This window comes from uncultured Marinobacter sp., assembly GCF_947259545.1.
In the GTDB taxonomy this organism is placed as follows: Bacteria; Pseudomonadota; Gammaproteobacteria; order Pseudomonadales; family Oleiphilaceae; genus Marinobacter.
Genome location: NZ_CAMYMK010000011.1, coordinates 282,091 through 303,749 on the forward strand (window position 1 = coordinate 282,091; position 21,659 = coordinate 303,749).

Annotated in this window: 16 protein-coding genes; 9 read left to right on the forward strand and 7 right to left on the reverse strand. The window is 57.2% G+C overall.

Annotation, left to right across the window (positions count from 1 at the left end; all coding sequences use genetic code 11):
- Positions 1 to 40: 40 nt before the first annotated feature.
- The 3 genes from Q0Y21_RS18080 to Q0Y21_RS18090 form a co-directional block, all read right to left on the reverse strand.
- Positions 41 to 1,111 carry a TRAP transporter substrate-binding protein gene (locus Q0Y21_RS18080; RefSeq protein ID WP_297798521.1) on the reverse strand — a complete coding sequence of 357 codons (1,071 nt, stop codon included), beginning with the start codon at positions 1,109 to 1,111 and terminating at the stop codon, positions 41 to 43.
- Between the two features lie 123 nt (positions 1,112 to 1,234).
- Positions 1,235 to 3,721, reverse strand: a complete 2,487-nt coding sequence (locus Q0Y21_RS18085; protein WP_297798379.1) for a penicillin acylase family protein — start codon at positions 3,719 to 3,721, stop codon at positions 1,235 to 1,237.
- 95 nt (positions 3,722 to 3,816) lie between these two features.
- On the reverse strand, positions 3,817 to 5,493 hold the full coding sequence (locus tag Q0Y21_RS18090; RefSeq protein WP_297798381.1) for a methyl-accepting chemotaxis protein: 1,677 nt from the start codon (positions 5,491 to 5,493) through the stop codon (positions 3,817 to 3,819).
- 225 nt (positions 5,494 to 5,718) lie between these two features.
- On the opposite strand from Q0Y21_RS18090, the gene Q0Y21_RS18095 reads away from it, so the two are divergent.
- The gene (locus Q0Y21_RS18095) at positions 5,719 to 7,062 is read left to right on the forward strand and encodes a CHAD domain-containing protein (RefSeq protein WP_297798383.1); all 1,344 of its coding nucleotides are present in this window, start codon (positions 5,719 to 5,721) and stop codon (positions 7,060 to 7,062) included.
- A gap of 15 nt (positions 7,063 to 7,077) precedes the next feature.
- Here Q0Y21_RS18095 and Q0Y21_RS18100 read toward each other — a convergent pair whose 3' ends face one another.
- Positions 7,078 to 7,287: a DUF3565 domain-containing protein gene (locus tag Q0Y21_RS18100; RefSeq protein WP_297798385.1), complete on the reverse strand. Its 210-nt coding sequence runs from the start codon at positions 7,285 to 7,287 to the stop codon at positions 7,078 to 7,080.
- Between the two features lie 4 nt (positions 7,288 to 7,291).
- Positions 7,292 to 7,756, reverse strand: a complete 465-nt coding sequence (locus Q0Y21_RS18105; RefSeq protein ID WP_297798387.1) for a YchJ family protein — start codon at positions 7,754 to 7,756, stop codon at positions 7,292 to 7,294.
- Between the two features lie 108 nt (positions 7,757 to 7,864).
- Here Q0Y21_RS18105 and Q0Y21_RS18110 point away from each other — a divergent pair, with 108 nt between their 5' ends.
- Positions 7,865 to 8,602: a sulfite exporter TauE/SafE family protein gene (locus tag Q0Y21_RS18110; protein ID WP_297798389.1), complete on the forward strand. Its 738-nt coding sequence runs from the start codon at positions 7,865 to 7,867 to the stop codon at positions 8,600 to 8,602.
- Positions 8,603 to 8,610: 8 nt separating this feature from the next.
- Here the strand turns inward: Q0Y21_RS18110 and Q0Y21_RS18115 are convergent, their stop codons facing one another.
- A complete protein-coding gene (locus tag Q0Y21_RS18115) occupies positions 8,611 to 9,288 on the reverse strand; it encodes a hypothetical protein (protein ID WP_297798391.1) in 678 nt (225 codons plus the stop codon).
- A 187-nt stretch (positions 9,289 to 9,475) separates the two neighbouring features.
- Between Q0Y21_RS18115 and Q0Y21_RS18120 the strand changes: the two genes are divergently transcribed.
- From Q0Y21_RS18120 to pelG, 7 genes are read left to right on the forward strand one after another with little or no spacing between them, the layout of a single operon-like run.
- On the forward strand, positions 9,476 to 12,241 hold the full coding sequence (locus Q0Y21_RS18120) for an endo alpha-1,4 polygalactosaminidase (protein WP_297798393.1): 2,766 nt from the start codon (positions 9,476 to 9,478) through the stop codon (positions 12,239 to 12,241).
- 3 nt (positions 12,242 to 12,244) lie between these two features.
- Positions 12,245 to 15,415, forward strand: coding sequence for a tetratricopeptide repeat protein (locus Q0Y21_RS18125; protein ID WP_297798395.1), 3,171 nt, complete (start codon positions 12,245 to 12,247; stop codon positions 15,413 to 15,415).
- Between the two features lie 11 nt (positions 15,416 to 15,426).
- Positions 15,427 to 15,960 carry a hypothetical protein gene (locus Q0Y21_RS18130; RefSeq protein ID WP_297798397.1) on the forward strand — a complete coding sequence of 178 codons (534 nt, stop codon included), beginning with the start codon at positions 15,427 to 15,429 and terminating at the stop codon, positions 15,958 to 15,960.
- Positions 15,961 to 15,964: 4 nt separating this feature from the next.
- On the forward strand, positions 15,965 to 17,299 hold the full coding sequence (locus tag Q0Y21_RS18135) for a PelD GGDEF domain-containing protein (RefSeq protein WP_297798398.1): 1,335 nt from the start codon (positions 15,965 to 15,967) through the stop codon (positions 17,297 to 17,299).
- Positions 17,296 to 18,282 (forward strand): polysaccharide biosynthesis protein, encoded by a 987-nt coding sequence (locus Q0Y21_RS18140; RefSeq protein ID WP_297798400.1) that lies wholly within the window; start codon positions 17,296 to 17,298, stop codon positions 18,280 to 18,282. The genes Q0Y21_RS18135 and Q0Y21_RS18140 overlap by 4 nt, the downstream gene beginning before the upstream one ends.
- Positions 18,279 to 19,814: a GT4 family glycosyltransferase PelF gene (pelF, locus tag Q0Y21_RS18145; RefSeq protein ID WP_297798402.1), complete on the forward strand. Its 1,536-nt coding sequence runs from the start codon at positions 18,279 to 18,281 to the stop codon at positions 19,812 to 19,814. The genes Q0Y21_RS18140 and pelF overlap by 4 nt, the downstream gene beginning before the upstream one ends.
- Entirely contained in the window at positions 19,814 to 21,190 is a 1,377-nt protein-coding gene (gene pelG / locus Q0Y21_RS18150; RefSeq protein WP_297798404.1) for an exopolysaccharide Pel transporter PelG, read from the forward strand. The genes pelF and pelG overlap by 1 nt, the downstream gene beginning before the upstream one ends.
- A 32-nt stretch (positions 21,191 to 21,222) precedes the next feature.
- Here the strand turns inward: pelG and Q0Y21_RS18155 are convergent, their stop codons facing one another.
- Positions 21,223 to 21,648: a hotdog fold thioesterase gene (locus tag Q0Y21_RS18155; protein WP_297798406.1), complete on the reverse strand. Its 426-nt coding sequence runs from the start codon at positions 21,646 to 21,648 to the stop codon at positions 21,223 to 21,225.
- Between the last annotated feature and the right edge of the window lie 11 nt (positions 21,649 to 21,659).

Below are 21,659 nucleotides of genomic sequence, written 5' to 3' on the forward strand. Positions count from 1 at the left end.
GTCCCGCCCCTGTGCCCTATACGGTTTCATCCGAACGGTATCAGTCGGTGGAGATACTGTTCAGGTAGGCCTTGTCTGAAATGTTGGTCCACTTGCGGACTTGCTTCAGGTACTCGCGCTGGGAAGTGATGATCTCCTTGGCCAGCGGATCCTTCTCGGCCGCTTCGGCCAGCAGCTTATCGGTCGTATTCCGGAGTGCTTCGATCACCTCCGGCGGGAAGGTCTTGTGGGTCACGTTGGGATAGTCTTCCTTCATGCGATCCCAGGCCTCACCGCTTTCATGCATGGTCTGGATGTACATGTCGTAGGCGGCGGTGCGCATGGCCACCCGCAGGATCTCCTGGAGGTCTTCGGGCAGGCTGTCCCAGGTTTTCTGGTTGATCAGGAACTGCACTTCCGCGCCCGGCTCGTGCCAGCCAGAGTAGTAATAATCGGCAATCTGGTGGAAGCCCATGGGCAGATCCAGCGCCGGCCCGACCCACTCAAGGGCATCGATGGTGCCACGTTCCAGAGCTGTGTATAGCTCCCCGGGAGGGATATTGGTAACGGCCACACCCAGCTCGGCCATGACCTCGCCAGCAAAACCTGGCGTTCGCATTTTCAGGCCCTTCAGGTCGTCCAGGGACGTGATTTCCTCACGGAACCAACCGCCCATCTGATTACCGGTATTGCCGCCGGGGAACGACAACAAACCGTGTGGTTTGTAGACCTTTTCCATCAGTTCCATGCCACCACCATAGTAGAACCAGGCGTACTGCTCCGCGGCCAGCATGCCAAATGGCACCGTGGTGAAGTACATGGCATTGGGGATCGAGCCCTTATAGTAATAAGACGCGGTATGGCCCATGTCGTACTGGCCCTGACGCACCAGGTCGAAAATGCCAAACGGCGCTTTGTGCTTGTTGGAGGAGTCAATACGAAACTTCAGACGTCCATTGGACATCTTTTCAGCCATGGCGGCCATACTGCGGGGTGTCTCTCCCAGAATGGGCGAACCTGGCCCCCAGGTTTCAGCCAGTCGAATGGTGTAGGTTTTCTCGGCCATCAGCGAAGTGCTGACCAGCGACAGCATCAGCGCAAATGCCGCAAGGAACGGTTTGCGAAAAGTCATTGTTGGCATCGTCTTACTCGTTATCGGTTATTGTCTGATAATCCCGACAATAGTAGCGTGCCAAATACCGCTTAGCCAATGCAGCGGGCACCTATCCCTGTGCCCACTGGATTGAGTTCTTTACTAACGTGCCAGTTCTACCAGGCGATACTCTACGAGCCCCGGATCACTGTCGATTTCTTCCTGAGTGTAGGGGAAGCGTATCCATTGTTTGCCGGAGTAGGCCTCGGTCATATCCTTGTAATAGGGCGATGCCGGATCAGTGGACTGGGAATAGGTCACAAAGCCTTCCGCAACGGGCTGGCCCTCGTCATCCCACGTCACGGTCTGGATATAGCTGTTGCCATAATTTACGTCGTATCGGCCATCGCTGATATCGTGTGGCCGCGAACTGGCGATGGTAAACGCCCCTTCGAACCCTTCACCACCGAACACCGGGATCACGGTATCGTGAATACCGGAAACCTGAAGGTCCCCCATGGCGGCGTCCATCGCCATCGGCGAGTCCTGGATGGCTTTCACCCCATCGGCAAAAGCCGCCTGCACCAGAGGACTGGCGACATTGAGCATCGCCGGCGTATTGACCGGGTCGGAAGAATCAAACGGGGTTCGCCATTTGTCCGGGGATTCCACGGGCAACGGATCAATGTTGCGCCAGAACTCCCGCCAGATATGACCGCCGACCGATCCCAGGTTATGAGTGCCATCCCAGGCCTGCAGAATAGAACAGGCTTCTGAAATGTCCACCGGCTGCCCGCCACTGCTCAACAAAGTGCCGATCGGGCAATAGGCACTCAGCACATCTTCACGCGCCAGTTGCTCTGACTGTAGCGAGCTGTCCAGCACGATATCCTGCAGGTTGGCCAGGTCAAAACCCGTGCTGCCCGGTTTGCCATCGGAACCATCGAGACGCTGGATCACCTGCTGCATACATTTACGGGTACGCAAGGTACGCGGAGTTTCTTCATCCCCAATAATGGCGGCGAAGCCGGTCAGCGGCTCAGCGGGGTTGGTGACCCAGTAACTGTCATTGCAGTTGTGGACCCAGTCATCCCGCTGCAGGGAAGGAAGATTGGCACGCCCAAATACACCTTCTGCAGGGGCATCCGCGTCCGTATCCCACTGACAGTCGGCACGGGAACCATCCATCAGCGGCAGGCCCGGAGACAGCAGATCAAATACCGGAGACAGCGCCGTTGCACAGGCTTGTGCCTTGGCATCCGGTACATTGGGCACCACCGTCAGGTCACCGTAATACGCCGGTTTACCCGGCCCGGTTGCCACTGTATTGACCCAGGGCACACCCAGCACGCTGCCATGCAGCTCCACAAACTCCTCGAAACTGTCAGCCTGGTTCCAGCGGAAAAACTGGTTCAGCAGGCGATCATTCTCGGCGTTGGCATCACGCAGGGTGTAAGCCTTGGCGTTCGACCAGTTCAGTATCGGCACACCCGCCGCTTCAAAGGTCAGCATGGGTCCGTAACGGGAGTTGTAGAGCGTACGGGTAACGTCACTCACCTCGCCGTTGTCATCCATCGCCTGTACCGTAATCTCCGTGGCCTCCATATCCACAAACTCACCCTCGTACAGATACTGGGTGGGATCGGCGGGGTTCAGGGTCAGCTCATAAAAGCTGAAACGAAAAGCAGTAGAAACAGTGTGGCTCCAGGCAAACTGATCATTGAAACCGATCAGTACTGCGGGCAGACCATAGAGTGCCGCCCCCATAATCTCGGCCTGATCCCCGACTTTGATGTGCGCCAGGTAAAGGCGTTCGGTCTTCTCCCACGGGAAATGGGGATTGCCAAACAACATGGACTCACCGGAGCGGCTGGCTCCCGCCGACAACCCATACATGTTACTGCCGATCGGCAACTCATCCGCAAACGGGAAGGGCAGGTCTTCACTGCCCTCAATGCCAGCATCCGCAAGGGCATCGAGAATCTGGTCCGTGGACAGTTCCGGCACGTCCGTAGCCGGCGGCTGGGCCGTAGCTACACCCTCAACAAAGACCGACGAGGACGCCAGAACCGCGAGGCGGAAGTAGCGCCGATACATGTCATCCTCTTCCATCGGCATCAGCCAGGGCTCATCGCGACAGGCTTCATGCCGTCCAGGGTGCTGACCGTTCCGAAGTTCCCGCAGGTAGCGATTAAAACCGGCAACATAACCACTGGAGGCCTCCAGGACTTCCGGATCACTGCCGGTTTTGAACGGCGCGATGGCTTCGTCCGTTGCAGCTGTCCGCCAGAAAAAGTCGGCGTTGAGATTGGTTGTCGTCGCACCGTTGGATGGGATCTGATAGGTTCCATCGGCCCCGAGAAAACGGGCCCGCAATCCACGAACGGTCAGGGTATCCTCTGCCAGCAGGCAAAGATTATCTTCCGCCTGGGCATAACCGTAGGCGTATCCCATACTGGCAAAGTCATCAGCTTCGATGTGGGGAATACCAAAAGCGGTGCGTTTGAGGGTTGCCTTGAACAGTTTCTGTTCACCACCAACGACAGGCGCCGGGGCGTTTGCATCGTCACTTCCGCCACTGCTGCTCAGGCAGCCGGAAAGCAGGATTGCCGTCAGGGCAACCCCGCCCAGTTTTTTTGTATGTATCATTGTCTCTTCCGTCGTTGTTATTGTTGGTCACAAAGCTGACGCCCTGTCACCAACTCACGAACAACGACGAAAAAGGGTTCCAATATCCGGTCAATTTAAACCTTGAACTGACCAACCAGTGACCGCAGGCTCTCACCGAGGCGCGCCAGCTCTTCGCTTGCCTCATTCGTCTGGGTCACACCGGTATCGCTGCGCTGTGCTGCATCCACGATGCGCACCACGTTCTGGTTGATTTCTTCGGCGACCTGGCTTTGCTGCTCAGCCGCCGTTGCGATCTGGGTGACCTGATCGTGGATCTGGCCAACGGATTTTTCAATGGTGCCCAACGCACTGGTCGCATGGTTGATCCGCTCAACCGTTTCGGTGGAATGATCACGGGAGGCGTTCATACGATCAACCGCTGCCCGCGACTCACTGACAAAGCCACCGATCATCTCGCGAATCTGATCGGCCGATTCTGCGCTGCGCTTGGCCAGCTGACGGACCTCATCGGCCACCACCGAGAACCCGCGACCATGTTCCCCGGCCCGAGCAGCTTCAATCGCGGCGTTCAGCGCCAACAGGTTGGTTTGCTCGGTGACCGCATGAATGACGTCCAGCACCTGTTGAATGTCATCGGACTTCTCTGCCAGCGAATTGATGCTTCGAGCGGTCTCTTCAATTTCACCGGAAAGCCGGTTCACCGCAGCCTGGGCATTAGTGATGGTCTCACCTCCATCACGGGCCATGCGGTCTGCATCCGAAGCAGCACTCTCGACCTCATTGGCGTTGCCGGAAATCTGCTGGATCGTTGCCGCCATTTCATTGATGGCGGACGCAATCTGATCGGTTTCCGAGCCCTGCTCCTGGACTGACGTACGGGTTTCATTTGCCACCCGACTCAGCTCTTCAGCAGCCGACGCTACCTGATCCGTGGTGCTTCCCACTTCACGCATGGTGTTCTGGATCTTGATCACGAAGTTGTTAAATCGTCGGCCCAACTCTGCCAATTCATCGGTGCCCTCGTCCGGCAGCCGCTGACGCAGATCGCCCTCACCGTCGGCGATTTCCTGCATCATGTCACTGACGGCTTTCAGGGGTTTGGTCACCGTGCGACCGACAAACAGACCAATGAACAGGGCCACCAGGACCACAATGACCGTATCAATCAGGATAGCGCCCAAGGTGGCCCGTATGTTCTTTTCAATATCCAGGCGAGCCTCGCTGACCACGGCGTCTATATCGGTCACGTACACACCGGCACCGACCAACCAATCCCAGCCCGGGATAATGACCGCGTAGGACACCTTGGGTTCCTCATTGCCGGAGGCAGGATTCATCCAGTCATACCCGTAAAAGCCGTCACCCTGAGCCGCCTCGAACAGGTTACCAATCAGATCCCGGACCGTCGGATTATCCGTAGGACCTTCCCTTGAAGGATCAGGTGCATAAGCCAGGTTGTAGACGTCTCGGGTATAGGCAAATACGTAGTTGGTTTCGTCGAAACGAATCGAACGCAACCGATCCGCCGCAACCTCCTTGGCTTCCTGCTCCGTCAGATCCGGATCGTTCTTCGCTTCAAGCACCACCGCACGGGCCGCCTCGACCAGATTCTTCAGCCCGGCTTTGCGAGCTTCCAGCAGACTCTCGTCCAGACGCTCCAGTTCTTCCGCTTCGTTCGCACGAAATTCACTGAATGCAACCCAGGTAATGGTTGCAGCCGTCAATATTACTGGCACCAACACTGCCAGCAGCAGTCGGGAACGGATTTTAAGTCGGGTCATCAGTGTCATCGGCGTGTATCCCATTATTATCGGTGCTTGACGTGCAATTATGCACAGGCTGGCAAACCCATCTGTTCCAGTTTGTTAAGGCGGTGTTACCAGAGTTCGACGACAGACCGGGTCGCCACAGCGAACCGGTTTTACAACAGTCGGTTACGGTAGGGAGTTTATCGGCCAGACGGTTACGGACTTGAATCCAGTGTAGACTAAAGTACCAACCAGCAGAGGGCACCCATGACTGACCTGTTCCTTATACGACACGGGAAATCAAGCTGGGCCGACGAGTCACTTCGTGACCAGGAACGCCCTCTCAATGCCCGCGGCCAGCAACAGTTACCGGCACTTGCCCGGGCAGCACAACAACTGGGCGCGCTGGACGGCCTCATCCTCTCAAGCAATGCCCAGCGTGCCACTCAGACCCTTGCAGGCATCACAGCAGACAGGTGCCCGCAAGACAGGATCCTCACCGAGCCTGGACTGTACACGTTTGATTACCGGGTTCTCCTCAAGGCGTTGTCCACTGTAGACGATGAACGCACCGTTACCGTTGTGGGCCACAATCCCGCCCTGCTGGATCTGGCATCGCACCTCCTTGACTACCCTCCGGACAGCTTTCCAACCGGCAGCCTTATGCACATTCGGTTGCCGGCACGGCCGTGGAACAAACTGAAAAAACACAGCGGCCACTTGCGGACACTGCTGACCCCCAGGGACATCAGTTTTCAGCAATTCATCCGTAAGCGCGACAAACACAGTCCGGACAGTGCCGGGCCCCTGGCGGGCCATATCCCTGACGCCCTGCTTCACCAGTACCACCTAATGCGGGATCTTGAAAACGGTGTCATGTACGGCTTTGACGAAGAATTCCTGCACCAGTACCGGGTTGCGCTCAGGCGTTCCCGGGCCATTGCCGAATCGGTGGCCGGGCTAATCGAGGTGAGGCACCTGCACAAGGCTATTAAAACTCTCGGGCGGCACGCCAGAGCAACGAGCGCCCTGCGAGATCTGCATGTATTCATCGCTGCCCGTGAAGAGGACTTGCGTGCAGCCGGTGCGCTCCCGTTCTTCCAATCTCTTGCCCACTCTCAACAACAACAGCTCAGGGAACACCTGCAAAGCGGCAACTATCAACGCGACATGGACCGATGGTTTCGCCTGATCAGTTCGTCCTCTTTCAGGAAACACACCCTTAACCTGAAACCGAAAGACATCCGGCACACGCTGGAGTCCCGGATATCGCGCTACAACCAACGGGCGGCAGAACTGAATGAACAATCCCCGGACGAAGACATCCATGCCCTTCGCAAGATGCTGAAGCGCATTCGCTACCTGATGGAGCTGCAGAAGCCTGGCCGGAACAAGGTCATGAAGAAGGTGAAAAAACGACAAAGCTGGCTGGGCAATTTCCAGGACTTACATGTGCACCTGGAACTGTTGCAGCGATTCAGGGAAGACAAAGGGACACTCACGGAGAACGACGAAACCGAAGACGCAATCAACCCGCTGATTGAGAGCGTTGAACAAGACAAGGCAGCCCTGAAGGAGCAGATACTCACCCACCATCGCCTTATGCTGTAATCAGCCAGCCTGTCATCAGGGGCGCTCGTCCACCGGAGCGCCCTCGTCGCACTTTTTGCAGTCCAGCTCAAATCCGATCATTGACTCACGGCCATCTTCAGACACAACCCAGGGCCGATTCACCCAGGGCGGGTCATGGCGCACGTGCTGATTGTGACCGCAGGCCAGTTGGGCGACCCAGTGGCATTCCTCATCTTTGTGGTAACCGGTAATGGGTTGTTTCATGGAATCAAAGACAGCAGGCTTTGTATTTTTTACCGCTACCGCAGGGGCACGGTTCGTTCCGGCCAGGTTTCAACGGACCTTCCGTGGTATCGCCGGACACGTAAAACCAACGACCACCCTCCCTCGCGAAATTCGATGTTTCTTCCAGATAACCCCAGCCGTCACCCAGACGATAAACCGCGCGGAAATGCACTGTGCCGGTATCGCCCCGGGTGGAATGGTCGAGAATGTGGAGGGATGTCCACTCCGGCGACGGATCAAGATTCATGGATTGGGGGCGGGTGCTCTGATGCCAGGTTTCCTGCAGATAGTCCGACAGTTTGAACACGAACGCACAATATCGGGAACGCATCAACGCTTCCGGCGTAGGTGCCGGGCTGCCTTGATGAAATGGCTGACAACAGGCAAGGTAGGCTTCGCCGGAACCGCATGGGCAGCGTTGCTGTTCGACGGGAGATTGATCTGTCATCCGGAAACCCTCATTCCACTATACTGTAACCACGGGGCGCAGTTTATCAGCTCCAACTGTATCCCGGCTTTGCTTTTGGCATTCCTTACCCTCAATCGGTGACTGGTTTTGGACGACGTATCCCTGGTTCATATTCTGCTTGCCAACCTGACGTTACTTGGGGGTGCTTGCCTCCAGGGATTGGCCGGTTATGGTATCGGTACCTTTTCGGCACCGCTGTTGTTCCTGATCAGTCCACTATTTGTGCCCGCACCGCTGGTACTCAACGCAATACTTCTGACCGTACTCATGCTGTTCCGCTACCATGAATCGTTGCAGATCCGCGAAGTACGTTTTGCTATCGGAGGCGGCGCGTTGGGCACCGTTCTTGCTGGTCTGACACTGCTGATCCTGTCACCCAAGGGGTTCGAGCTGATATTCGGCGTGCTGATACTGGCCGGTGTCGCGCTGAGCATCGGCGGGTTGCGCCCGAGACTGAACGCCTGCAACAGTGTGCTTGCCGGCGCGGCTTCCACCTACATGGGCACAATTACCGCCGTGGGCGGACCACCCATTGCGCTGATATACCAGAATGAAAAAGGGCCACTGGTGCGCGCGAACATGTCTGCGTTCTTTCTGGTCGCGAGCTTTTTCAGCGTAACAGCGCTGTTTGCCTCCGGGTATCTCGGCGCCCGGGAACTCAAGCTGTTTGCCCTCACATTTCCCGGTGTTCTGGTTGGCTTCTGGCTCTCGGGAAAACTGGTCCACCGTCTACCGGTTGAGGGACTTCGACCTGTTATTCTCGGTATCGCCGCCGTAGCGGGTGCGGCAGCGCTGGCGCGTGGATTACTGACACTTCAGGTGTAGCCACGGTTTCACTCCGCCCAAAGCCGGGCCCGGAAACGGCTTCGACGCCACAGTAGCGACAGCCAAAGGGCGTGGAGATTGATCAGCAGGGCCAGCACCCATTCAAAGGCATCATCCCTCTGGTCGTAAAATTCGGGCACCACGCCATCAAGAATGACCGACAGGATGCCCACTGCGAGCGTGATCTGACACAGCCTCAAAAGCCGTAAGCCCGTTCTGCTCCAGGTCGGGTGATCTCGAAGAGCACCGCTGATCAGAAGTTGGGCAATGAAGGTGAGCGAGAAATAGAGAACCACGCCGGTGCGCCTAACCAGATTAAAACCGTCACCCGTGTGACCGAGCGCCAGGGTATACGCTATCAACGACAGGCAGGCGATCAGCCCAAGCCAGGGAATCCAGGCTGCTCCTGCGGTGTGGATACCCAACTGGCGCAACCAGCGACCATTCAGCCACCAGAACAGGATACCCACTACCCCCGCCGGCAACATCGCGCCCTTGAAGATGAAATAGGCCGTGCCGTCCCGACCCGTGCGACTGATGCTGGTGCAGCTGTCCCAGTAGGGAATGCAGGCAGTAACATGCCCCTCCAGCACCGAGACCACAAAGGTGGTGTGAATGGTCAGAAACGGAATAAGGCCAGCAGCAAGCGCCAGCCACCAGAGAGGTACGCTCCTATGGTCAGCCACGATAAAACCTCTTAAGCCTGAGTCCTCATTTGACGAGGCTAGCGGCCTGCCGTCGGACAGTCCACCGCCAGCATGAACAATAATTACACAGGTTTTTCAAATATACAGATAAAATGCCTTCTCTTCGGCTTAACTGCTAGATTAGGAACAATATTCATTCACTCTCCGGCTCCGAACCCAATATAAAATGTCTCGAACGTGCCTGCTGTTGATCGCTCTTCTTGTCAGTAATTCTGCGTTTCCTGCCCAGCCCTCACCACACAATGTCGCATTCTATTACGGCAGCGAAGCACCTATTGGCAGCCTGTATGCTTACGACTGGGTGGTGCTGCAACAGGACCGGGCATCCGACGCCCGCCTCGAGCTTCTGCGCAAGGGCGGCACCCGTCCGCTGACGTATATCAGTATCGGCGAGATGGCACGCTCACATCGTTACTACCCTCAGTTGAAGGACCACTGGAAGCTGGGTGAAAACACCGCCTGGCAGAGTTCGGTACTGGATGTCAGCAACCCGGAGGTTCAACAGTTCATTCTGGACAAGTTGATTGCGCCAGCCATTGAGCGCGGGTTTCAGGGCGTCTTCATGGATACGATGGACAGCCATCTTCTGACCAGCAAAGGTAAGGAAAATCCATCAAAGTTTGCCGAAAGCCAGGCTCGCCTGATTCAGGCCTTCAAGCAGCGCTATCCTGCCGCCAAACTGATTGTTAATCGCGGGTTCCACCTTCCTGAAAGCATTCACCCACTGATAGATGCTCTGGCATTCGAGTCCTGGCGGGACGGCTATGACGCCTCTCGCAATCAGTACACAACGGTGTCGGATAGCGACAGGGAATGGCTGGAGGGACAGTTAAGGCATTGGCGAGAGGGGCATCCCGATGTTCCTCTCATCGCTATCGACTACGCCGCACGAGGGAACGACACTGCCGAGCAGGCCAGGCGTCTGCGAGACGAAGGATTCGTTCCCTACATCAGCAACGGTGCACTGAATCGACTCGGCCCCACGGAGCCGGCGACGGTAAAGAGACACGTGCTGGTCATCCACGACCTGCCAGCAGAGCGTATGGACCAGAGTGCGGCTCACCGCCGTCTCGGCATTATCCTTGAGCGATTGGGGTTGGTTCCCGTCTACCGCTCCGCCCTGGAACCACACCCTGAAGAACCCCTGGATGATCGCTATGCCGGGGCGGTTATCTGGTGGGAAACCGGCAATCGCAGCAACGGCCTTTGCCGGTGGCTGGCGGAGTGGCAGTCGCCAACCCTGCCGATTGTCACCTTTGGCCAGGTACCCATCGAACCAGCCTGCAGAGCCTTGATGAACATCGGGCGCGTTGCGATTCCCGGGTCACCTTTGGTGTTCAGCTCGCTCCAGCCCTCGGTTGGTGAGTACGAAGGCGGCCGGCTGCCTCCCTCCCCTGGCACGCCATTGCCGGCCATGCGGACCGGCAACACCTGGATGACGGCAACCAGTGAGGACGGCAGTCAGTTTCATCCGGTTTACAGCTTCGAAGAGGGCGGCACCGCGGTGGCACCATTTGTCCTGGAGTACGGCCCGGACGATCAGGCGTTCTGGCTGTTCAACCCCTTCGACTTCCTCAGAGAAGCCCTGAACCTGGGCACACTCCCGGCCATTGACAGCACTACCGAGAGCGGTCGGCGAATCCTCACAGCACACATTGACGGAGACGGCCTGGTATCCCGTGCCGAGCTGCCCGGCACTCCGCTCAGTGCAGAAGTCATTCAGCGCCAGATTCTCAGGCGTTTCCCGCTCCCCCATACGGTGTCAGTGATTGAGGCAGAAACGTCCCCTCAAGGTCTCTACCCGGACACCAGTGCGGAAGCGGAAGCATTAGCCAGGCAAATGTTCCGGCTGGAGAATGTTGAGGTGGCTTCCCATACCTACAGCCATCCGTTTTTCTGGCAGCCTCTGGAGGGAGGCCCTGCCCCAAAGTCAGACTTTGTCCAGTACGGTTACTCGATGAACGTGCCGAATTACAACGCTAACCTGAAGCGCGAAATTGAGGGATCGGTAAGTTACGTCAATGAGAGACTCACTCCGCCAGGCAAACCTGTCTCGGTGTTCCTTTGGACGGGTGATGCCAGGCCAGGTGAACGGGCACTGTCAAAGGTTCGCAGATTGGGACTGGTGAACGTCAACGGGGGAAACACCCACCCGGTACCATTCGGCTCTGAACTGGCGGGCGTATGGCCAGACGCAAGACCCGTTGGGGACGAACTGCAGATTTATGCACCAGTCATGAACGAGAACGTCTACACCAATCTCTGGACCGGGCCCTTCTACGGCTTTCGTAACGTCATAGACACCTTCGAGATACTCGAAAAGAAGGGGCGACTTAAGCCCATTGGGATCTACTACCACTTTTATTCGGGGACACGCCCCGAATCCCTGAATGCACTGAAAGAAGTTTATCTATACGCCATTGATCAATCGATTACGCCCCTGCATCTCAGCGATTACGCGCAGCGGGTTCAGACTCAATATTTTACCGCTATGACCGTTACCAGAGACGGCGGCTACCAGTGGCGCGGCATAGGTGCACCAAGCACGGTAAAAATACCAAGCGATCTGTTTCCTGACCTGGCTCGTAGTCATGGTGTTGCGGGTTATAACGATGTGGCGGGGCAACGCTTTGTTCATCTTGTCGGGGCAGATCCACTACTCCACCTTACGCCAACCTCGACCAACGGCCCCTACGTCGAGAGCGCCAACGCTGTGATCTCTGAATGGCGACGTAGCAAGGTGGCCGGCAAGTGGTTACTGAGCATGGTCTTGCACGGCCACCAACCGGTTAATCTGAAACTGGCCGGCAGCAACCAGTGCGATATCACCAACGGGTCTCCTGTGCAAAAGTCCCGCGACGCAGACTCACAGAGTCTGGTTTTCTCCGCTGCCGACAGCCATGAGATACGCCTGGAACTGGAGTGCATCTAATAGATGGCACGTCGTAAACCCTCTTTCTTCAGTCTGCCTGCACTGCTGCTCATGGGATTTCTATTTGCCCTGGTGCTGTATGTCCTGTTTCCGCGACAGTCTGTGTTTGAGGACCTTCGACACCTGTCGGACCCCGATGCGGTGTCCATCGCCTATTTTGAGACATTGTTAAAATCCGACCCGGACAACGTTCCCCTGCGTATCAACCTCAGCCGGATGCAGCACCAGACAGGACGACTCGACGAGGCACAGTCGACCCTGGCTCCGTTACTGCAACAGCAAAAAGTGCCATCCAGGGCCCTGGAAAGCTACCTCGAGTTGCTCATCAGCCAGCATCAGGCCGCACCCGAGGGAGATCGTCGTGAGTTGATCAGACAGCAACTGACGAAGGCCATCGACCAACTCATGGCACAGTCCTATTCTGCAGAGCGCAAACAGACACTTATTCAACCTGTTTTGCCACTGCTGGCCGCCTCAGATCAGTTGGCAATCCGGGATGAACTATTCTCATTGGCGGATGGCCGGTTGCGGCTGTCTCTTGGTAGGAGTCTGGCCCAGGAGTATGAAGCCCGAGAGCGCCATTCTGAGGCGATCAGCACCCTTGAATCCGTGCTTGGCCTTGTGCCCGCCGAAGCAAAATCAGACTTCATTTCCAACATCATTCGCCTCGAACTCGCCGCTGGCCGCCCTGGGAAAGCCCTGGCCAGATTCCGCGCGAATCAGACCGGGGCGCCGAATCCGGACCAGCTACGCCGCGGAATTCAACTGGCCGACTTCGCTGATGACTCAGAGCTAAAACGACAATGGCTGGGCCAGTTGGCAGCTCTGGAGCCTGGTAACCTTGATGTGCAACGAGAGCTTTTGGCTTCACAACTGGCCGGGGGCGATATCCGCGGCGCACTGACAACCCTGAGGCGTATCGAACAACATCCGGAGGCAATGACCCGGGACGACCGGCGCCGCGCTGCCCAGATCCTCGAGTGGAACGGTTATCCGGAGCAAGCACTCGCATACTGGCGCAGACTGTACCGGGAATCCGGTTCGGACGAAGCATTCGAGCGTGCTACCACGCTGGCTCGTCAGCTTTACCGCTGGGAGGAGTTGGCGACGCTTCTCGACCAGGCGGTGACCAATAACAAAGTGGACGCCAGGGTCTATGCCATGCTGGTCGACAGCCTGATCCGCAATGGCCGACTTGATGAGGCAGAAGCCAGACTGGATCAGGGGCTCAGACGCTTTCCTGACAGCGTGTCACTACGCGAACGCAAGATCACCCTGCTAACCAATCGCCGGCGCTTCCCCGAGGCTATCCGGTTATTGCAGTCGCAATCGACCCTGAGTGACGCCGAGCGGGTACAGCTGGCCAGACTCTATTGGCGGGTTCGTGATCCGGAGTTGGCGCTTTCCACGCTGGATTTCCAGCCCTCAAACCCGGCGCTGGCAACGGAAGTCGCGAACCTGCGGCTGGAGCTGGGAACGGTGCTTGGCCGCGACGACATACTGAAGAACACATTCAAAAGGCTGTCTTCACGCCCGCTGAACGAACTGGACGCGAACAGGAAGGAACAACTGATCGGACTGGCCGTCAGGTTCAACGATTACCCCAAAGCGATCACCCTGTCAGAAGCGCGCTTTCAGGACACAGGCGACCCGAGATACCTTGCCGCTGTCGCCGAGTACCAACTCTCGATGAACGACTGGAATGCTCTGTCAGACACCCTGGATCGCTGGCGACAACAATTTCCTGAAGTGGCTGGCAACACACGGTTCTGGACACTCACTGCCCTGCTTCGCCAACAGCAAAACCAGAATGATGCAGCCCAACAGGCTTTCAGGAAAGCGGTCCGCCTGTCGCCATACAACACCGAAGCGTTGATCAGTTGGAGCTGGTTTCTCATGAGTCAGCCCGACCGTTTGCCGGGCCAACTGCCGGCCATACTCCATCGCCTCGCTGACAACCCATCTCCTGACGCCTATGCGGCGCTGGCCTACGGCTACCAGACGTTAGGAGACAGGAAACGTGCCCAGACATGGGCGGGCCGTGGACGGCGGATGCAAAGGAACAACCCGGAGTGGCTGATGGCCATGGCGCCACTGGTCGAACAAAGCGGAGCGCGGGCAGAGGGTACCGCCTACCGCAAGCAGGTTGTGGCGCTCGACGGGACACCAACAGACCAGAGCAGACAGGAGGTGCTCTATCCATCAAACGACCAGACCGGCACATCGAGCGGGGCACTGTATCAATTTGACAACCGCGCCTTACAGGCCCGCCTGTCGATCATCGATCTCGGTGGATTCGGGGTACGCTCGGCAGGTGTGAGGGGCGAATTCAGCCATGACGATTGGCGCTGGTCGTTCAATGCCTCGGACCTGCAAGCCGATGCCCGGGGCCGGTTGCGAGAGCGCCCCGACCTCGACCGCGACTATCAGATCAGCCTGCAAAACAACAACAGCAACACCCTTTTGACACTGGAACTGGGACAGCTGTCGCGATTCGATGGAACGGAGACAGCATTGGGCGCGGAGCTCGAAGGAAGGCCGGCAAACCGTATCAGTCTGAACGGAGGCATTGCTCTCAAGGAGCGCACACCTGACAGTGCCGAAGCCTGGTGGTTGACCTCCCGGGACAGGCTTTACGCATCGGCAAGGTACAGGCTGGCACCAAGACTGGAACTTTCCGCCGGACTTGAGCACATGTCCATTAACGGTAGCTCCGGAGGTTCTCTTGCCTCAGGTGTCGGCATGGATGCCGCAGGGACCTACACCCTGTTTCGGGAAGATCCGGGATGGTCAATCACCGCCAGTTACCGAAACCAGCGGCTTGAGCTGACAGACAAACTCGATGCAGACATAGCCGCAACCCTGAGAACGCCCCTGCGCCCCGGAGACCTGGTGACGGAAAACTATGAGCGGGTTGGCATTCAGTCACGCTGGTATCACGGCGAACCCCATGCACTCTACCGCACCACGCCTGAGCCACACTTTTTTGTGGGATTGGGCGCAGGTTATGTACTATCCACTTCAAGCCCGGATTTCGGAGTGGAGCTGGGGCTGGGCTGGCGCGTCGTCGGCGATGATTCGCTGTCATTGTCAGCCGGCCACACATCGGATGGTCTGGATGGTAGTTCCAGAACCAACCTGAACCTCACATACACTCTGTTTTTCGGTCGTTAAAGGAGACCCGTATGACGCTTCGTTCCATTGGATTGTGCCTGTGCGCACTCATACTGACCGGCTGCTCCGTTATTCAAAGCCAGGACAACGCCGGGCCGATCAGTCTTGATAGCCGGATTGCCGTCATCCCCCTGAGCAACCTGTCGCAAACGCCTCAGGCAGGCGATCAGGCCGCCAGCATACTGAGCGCATTACTGCGGGCGAAAGGCGCAACGGATGTCCGGCTCTACCTACCGGAAGATCAGGACCCACTCGCTTATGACAACCGTCTCCGGCAACAGGAAGCCCAGACCCGGGCAATGCAGAACGGGGCCGACCTGATTGTCTCCGGAACGGTGGACGAGTGGCAGTACAAGGAAGGCCTGGACGGAGAACCCGCCATCGGCATTACGCTGGAAGTCCGCGATCCCTCGGATGATCGGGTCGTCTGGTCGGGGACCGGAGCCAGAACAGGCTGGGGGCGCGAGGGGCTCAGTGTGGCGGGCCACAAGGTGTTGCAGTCACTGTTAGACGCCATGCCGTTCACTGCCGGAAGCCCTGACTGACACCATGAGTTATTCCCAGGAAGACACAGAGACTGAAAACCAGCCAGCGCGAATCTGGCTGAAATGGTTTGAATCCCTGGCCGTGACAGCTCTGTTCATCAGCGTCGGCGCATGGAACCGGCCTGACGACCCCTTCTACCTCACCGGCAGCTTTTCCTGGCCAGCACTAGCCCCCTTGCTGGTCGCATTACGATACGGCTTTTTTATGGGGCTGGTGTCATCATTGTTGTTGCTCGGCACGGTGGGACTTCACTTCCGTGTCGTGTCTTTATCGAGCGAAGGTTTTCCGTACGTATGGAGTATTGGGGTGCTGGCCGTCAGCCTGATTGCAGGTGAGTTCCGGGATTATTGGGGACGTCAGGCAAATAAGCTTCAGGCCAGTAATCGCTATCGCCAGGTGCGACTGGAGGAGTTCACCCGCAATTTCTACTTGTTGAAAGTCTCCCATGACCGTCTGGAGCAACAGATTGCGGGCAGCTCCAGCAGCCTGCGGGAGGCGCTCAGAAGACTGTATCACGAAATCGCCCATGCCAACGGCCGGGGTCTGGATGCGGAGACCGGCGACCTGATTCTGCAGTTACTGGTTCGCTACGGACAGCTCCAGATTGCCGCAATCTATCCGGTCAATGGAAACACACTTGAAAAAGAGCCTGTTGCCCGGATCGGGAATTTCCGGAACGTCCGCAAGCAGGACCCATTACTACTACACGCTCTTCAGGAACGTAAACTTGTATCCCTGCAGAGTGAGTACCGTCAAAAACTGGCCGAACTGGACACGGACCTGCTGCTGGCCATACCGCTGATTACTTCCCAACAAGTCGTGATCGGAATGGTGGTGGTCGAAGCCATGCCGTTCTTCAATTTTCAGCCCAAAACCTTAAGACTTCTGGCGATTCTTACCGGACACATGGCCGATATCGTCCATGAGCAACAACAGACAGCCTCGGGCTCCGATACCGAATTGCAGCAGTTCCGCTTCCAGCTCAATCGTGCCGAGAGGGATGCACGGGAGCACAACTTACCAGCCGCTCTCACCCTCTTTTCATTTGCCTCGGAATCCGACGCCGGCACCGTCACCGGCCGTGTTCGGCAGTTACGCCGCGGCCTCGATGTCATAGCCGAACTTCCGGCCGACGACCGGCATCAACTGGCGATCCTGCTTCCGCTGACGGATGAACTCGGTCATAAAGCCTATTTGCAAAGGCTGGATGACGATATCCGGGCACACACCGGCAAGCCTTTATCAGAGCTTGCCATGACCCAGTCCTTGATGATTACCGGGAACGCCAACGCCGGCGACTGGTTGAACAGGCTCCTGGAAGGGGACACGTCATCATGACTAACGCATGGCTGGCAGGCCTGGCGATATTGCTTGAAAGTGGGGGCATTTATGGCCTTATCGCCGGGCTGACGGACACCCTTGCCATTACCGGCTACCTCACTGCCCACGCCTTTGCCTGCAGCTTACTGACTCTCGTTTTGCTGCCGCTGCTGCCCTCCCGATACCGTGGCCATTTACTGCTGCCCGGACTGTTTCTGTTTACGCTGCAGTTCGCCATTCCTTTTCTCGGTAGCCTCGGGGTTTTCACCGGTGTTCTGCTGGCGCTGTACCTGCCGAGGTTCGAGCGCGATGTGGCATGGCAGGAACTGGACATACCCGAGCTTCCGTTTCAGCCGGTCGACATGGACCAACAGGTCATATACAGCGAAGGGGGACTACGCCAGATTCTGCGCGAGGCCGGGAGCACGGACAAACGTCTCAAAGCCCTGCTTGCCACCAGACAGATGGCGGACCGTGATGCCATCAGCCTGCTTCAGGAAGCCCTTAAGGATCCTGTGGACGACATCCGGCTACTGGCTTACTCAATGCTGGAGCAGAAAGAAAAAGGCCTCGCTGGCCAGGCACGCAGGCTACTGCTGGCGCTTGATGACAAGCAGTCAGGCAACCGCGAACGGCTGAAGCGGCGCCTCGCTCAAACCTGGTGGGAGATGGCTTACCTTGGCCTGGCGCAAGGCAGCTTGAGGCTGTACTACCTGAATAACGCGAAACGCATACTGGAGGACCTCACCGGCAATCTGTCCCGACATAATGACTGGCGTTTGCTGGGCCGTATTGAACTTGCACTGGGCAACATCAGCGCTGCCCGTCACGCCTTCGACAGAGCCGTGGCACTCGGAGCTCCACCGCAACTGCTGCTGCCTTATCAAGCCGAGGTTGCGTTCCTTGAGCGGGATTATCAGCGGGTCCGTTTCTGCCTGGCCAGCCTTGCCAGATTCAAGCCCCACCCATCGGTTCGCCTGGTGATGGAGGGTTGGCTGTGAGAATCGGCAAACAACCTGAATCTCTGAAAGCAGACGTGACACTGTTGCTGGAAGGAACCTATCCATTTATTCGCGGCGGAGTCTCATCCTGGGTGCACCAGATCATCACCGGGTTGCCGGAGTATACCTTCTCGCTGGTATTTCTCGGCGGGGATCCGTCTCATTATGGCCCGCAGCAGTATGAACTGCCTGACAACGTGGTTCACCTCGAGTGCCATTACATCATGGATGTACGAAACGAGCGCAAGCCACGGCCGAAAAAAGGCAACAGAGCGGCCTTCCAGGACCAGCGGGCACTGCACGACCAGTTCCGCAAAGGTGAAGCCGTGCCCGCCAACCTTCTCCATGATGTGTTCCGGCAACTGGGCGTCAGGGGAGGGATCACCCGCGACGATTTCCTCTACAGTGAGGAAAGCTGGTCGATGATTGATGAGAGTTACCGGAAATTCTGCACTGAGCCATCGTTCGTGGATTACTTCTGGACCATCCGCATCATGCACGCTCCGCTCTTCCAGTTGGCGGAGATTGCCCGCAACCTGCCTGAAACCGGCATGGTGCATTCCATCTCGACGGGGTATGCCGGCCTGCTTGGCGCTATGGTCAGCCAACAGCGTAATGTGCCTCTGGCACTCAGCGAACATGGCATCTACACCAAAGAACGCAAAATCGATCTGTCCCAGGCCGACTGGATACAGGATCCGAGTGACCTGGTCAGCGCCAACATCAACGATCAACTGGGGTATATCCGCCAGCTGTGGATTCGTTTCTTCGAGGCGTTGGGGCGTTTGGCTTACCAGCAAGCCGACCCCATCGTCTCACTGTATCAGGGAAACCGTGAACGCCAACTGGCGGATGGCGCCGAGCAGAACAGGACCCGAATCATTCCCAACGGTATTGACCCGGCAAAGTTCGAGGCGGCCAGATCAGCCCGTCCGGAAGGAATACCCAGAGTGCTGGGGCTGGTTGGACGAGTTGTGCCGATCAAGGACATCAAGACGTTTATCAGATCGATGCGTTCGGTATGCGAAGTCATCCCGGATGCCGAGGGGTGGATTGTGGGTCCTGAAGAAGAGGACCCGACCTACGTCGCGGAGTGCAAGGAGCTGGTTCAGAGCCTTGAACTGGAAGGCAGAGTCCGGTTTCTGGGCTTCCAGAATGTGAATGACATTCTGCCTCAACTGGGCCTGATGGTGCTAACTTCCATTTCAGAAGCCTTGCCTCTGGTCATTCTCGAGGCTCACGCTGCCGGTTTACCCTGCCTGGCAACCGATGTTGGAGCCTGCCGGGAACTTCTGGAAGGCATGTCCGAAGAAGACTGCGCTCTTGGCGCCAGCGGATCGATAGTGCCGATTGCCGATCCGGAAGCAACCGCCCGTGAAGCGATCCGGTTGCTGCTGGATGAGGATCTTTGGCATCGGGCCCAGCAAGCCGGACTCGAGCGGGTACAACGCTACTACACCCTGGAAAGCATGTTTGGCGCTTACAGGGATATTTACACGACCGCGCTGGATGCGCAGCAGGGAGCCTCCTGATGGCGGGCATTGGCTTCGAGCTGAGGCGCATACTCCGGAACGACAGCTTCACCAGCCTGCTGGGTGCTTATGGCCTTGCCGGCGTCATCAGCTCCGGACCGTGGGTATTGTCTGTCTTGGGTGTGATGCTGATCGGCATCATCAGCATCAATCTCTCGATTCCGGGCTCTGACGTCGTCCAGTTCCTGGTATCGGTCACCTATCTGATGTCCATTTCCCTGATTGTGTCCGGGCTATTCCAGCACGTATTTACCCGTTGGGTGGCGGATAGGCTCTACGAAAACCGCAATCCGGTTATTCTGCCGAATCTGATGGGAGTGATCTGGGTGTCCACCCTGCTTGCACTGGCCATCAGTTTCCCCGTACTGATGTGGTTCTTTCCGGACACATCGGTGATGTACAAGCTACTGATGCTGGCCAATTTTGTGGTGCTGTGCAACCTGTGGCCCGTCACCATCTTTCTCTCCAGCATGAAGTCCTATCGTCGCATCGTTGTCATCTTTGCCCTCGGCTACGCCACTGCTGTCACTGCCTCTCTGCAGCTTGCCGGTTTTGGGTTGGAAGGGTTGCTGACAGGTCTGTTGATCGGACACAGCCTGCTGTTTTTCAGCTTCTTCTATACCATCATTCGCCAGTACCCCGGTGAAACCCTCATTCGTTTCGATTTTACCCGTCGGAAACAGATCTTCCCGGCCCTGATTTTCACCGGTCTGCTGTTCAATGCGGCGGTATGGGCAGACAAGTTTATCTTCTGGTTTCACCCCGACACCTCCGATCCAATCATTGGATTGCTGCGGGCCTCCATCATTTACGATCTGCCGATCTTCCTCGCCTATCTGGCGATCATACCGGGCATGGCGGTGTTTCTGGTCCGCATGGAGACGGATTTCTCCGAGGCTTACGAACGTTTCTACGATGCGGTCCGAAACGGCGACACGATTGGCCGCATCAACGACTTCCGTGATGACATGGTGCGGGTAGCCCGAAACGGGATTTACGAAATCTGCAAAGTGCAGGGCCTGACGGTCGTTATTCTGTTCCTCTGGGGCGGGGAGCTTCTGTCCGCAATCGGCATTTCCACTCTCTACCTGCCGCTATTTTACATCGACCTGGTGGCCGTCAGCATTCAGTTGATTCTGCTGGCAATCCAGAATGTGCTTTTTTATCTCGACGCGCGCGGCATCAACCTTACCCTGTGCTTTCTGTTCCTGACCTCAAACGTCGTATTTACGCTGATCACGATCAATCTGGGGGCGTCGTTTTACGGTTATGGCTACGCCGCAGCCACACTGGTGTCCGCATTGGCGGGGCTGGCCCTGCTTTCGAGGAAGTTTGACCGGCTGGAATACGAAACCTTCATGCTGCAAGGGCGCTGATAACGCCCTTGCAGATTTCCGCCGAAAGCCCGCTACGGACGTTTGGTCACAGCCATCGTCAGGCGGGAAATACAGGTGGTCTTGCCCTGCTCATTCTCCAGACGGATTTCCCACACCTGGGTTGCGCTGCCGATATGCAGAGCGGTAGCGGTGCCATACACCCAACCGGCGGTTACCGGCCGAATGTGGTTGGCATTGATGTCCAAACCTACCGCGACGGTGTTCGGGTCTTTCAGGCAACAGTTTGCCGCCATGCTTCCCAGGGTTTCCGCCAACACAACGGAGGCACCGCCGTGCAGGATGCCAAAAGGCTGAACGGTGCGCTCATCGACCGGCATACGGCCTTTGACATAGTCATCACCGACTTCCAGATACTCAATGCCCATGTGGTGGACCGCCGTATTCCTACTGGCTTCCATCATCTGTTCAAGGTTGGGGGTTTGGGTCCAGATTGCCATTGCTCTTCCGT

Excerpts from the sequence above, each read along its gene's own strand:
- Q0Y21_RS18120 (WP_297798393.1), top strand. The coding sequence starts at position 9,476 with ATGTCTCGAACGTGCCTGCTGTTGATCGCTCTTCTTGTCAGTAATTCT.
- Q0Y21_RS18100 (WP_297798385.1), bottom strand. The coding sequence starts at position 7,287 with ATGAAACAACCCATTACCGGTTACCACAAAGATGAGGAATGCCACTGG.
- Q0Y21_RS18135 (WP_297798398.1), top strand. The coding sequence starts at position 15,965 with ATGAGTTATTCCCAGGAAGACACAGAGACTGAAAACCAGCCAGCGCGA.
- Q0Y21_RS18080 (WP_297798521.1), bottom strand. The coding sequence starts at position 1,111 with ATGACTTTTCGCAAACCGTTCCTTGCGGCATTTGCGCTGATGCTGTCG.
- Q0Y21_RS18140 (WP_297798400.1), top strand. The coding sequence starts at position 17,296 with ATGACTAACGCATGGCTGGCAGGCCTGGCGATATTGCTTGAAAGTGGG.
- Q0Y21_RS18130 (WP_297798397.1), top strand. The coding sequence starts at position 15,427 with ATGACGCTTCGTTCCATTGGATTGTGCCTGTGCGCACTCATACTGACC.
- Q0Y21_RS18095 (WP_297798383.1), top strand. The coding sequence starts at position 5,719 with ATGACTGACCTGTTCCTTATACGACACGGGAAATCAAGCTGGGCCGAC.
- Q0Y21_RS18125 (WP_297798395.1), top strand. The coding sequence starts at position 12,245 with ATGGCACGTCGTAAACCCTCTTTCTTCAGTCTGCCTGCACTGCTGCTC.
- Q0Y21_RS18105 (WP_297798387.1), bottom strand. The coding sequence starts at position 7,756 with ATGACAGATCAATCTCCCGTCGAACAGCAACGCTGCCCATGCGGTTCC.
- pelG (WP_297798404.1), top strand. The coding sequence starts at position 19,814 with ATGGCGGGCATTGGCTTCGAGCTGAGGCGCATACTCCGGAACGACAGC.
- Q0Y21_RS18085 (WP_297798379.1), bottom strand. The coding sequence starts at position 3,721 with ATGATACATACAAAAAAACTGGGCGGGGTTGCCCTGACGGCAATCCTG.
- Q0Y21_RS18155 (WP_297798406.1), bottom strand. The coding sequence starts at position 21,648 with ATGGCAATCTGGACCCAAACCCCCAACCTTGAACAGATGATGGAAGCC.
- Q0Y21_RS18090 (WP_297798381.1), bottom strand. The coding sequence starts at position 5,493 with ATGACACTGATGACCCGACTTAAAATCCGTTCCCGACTGCTGCTGGCA.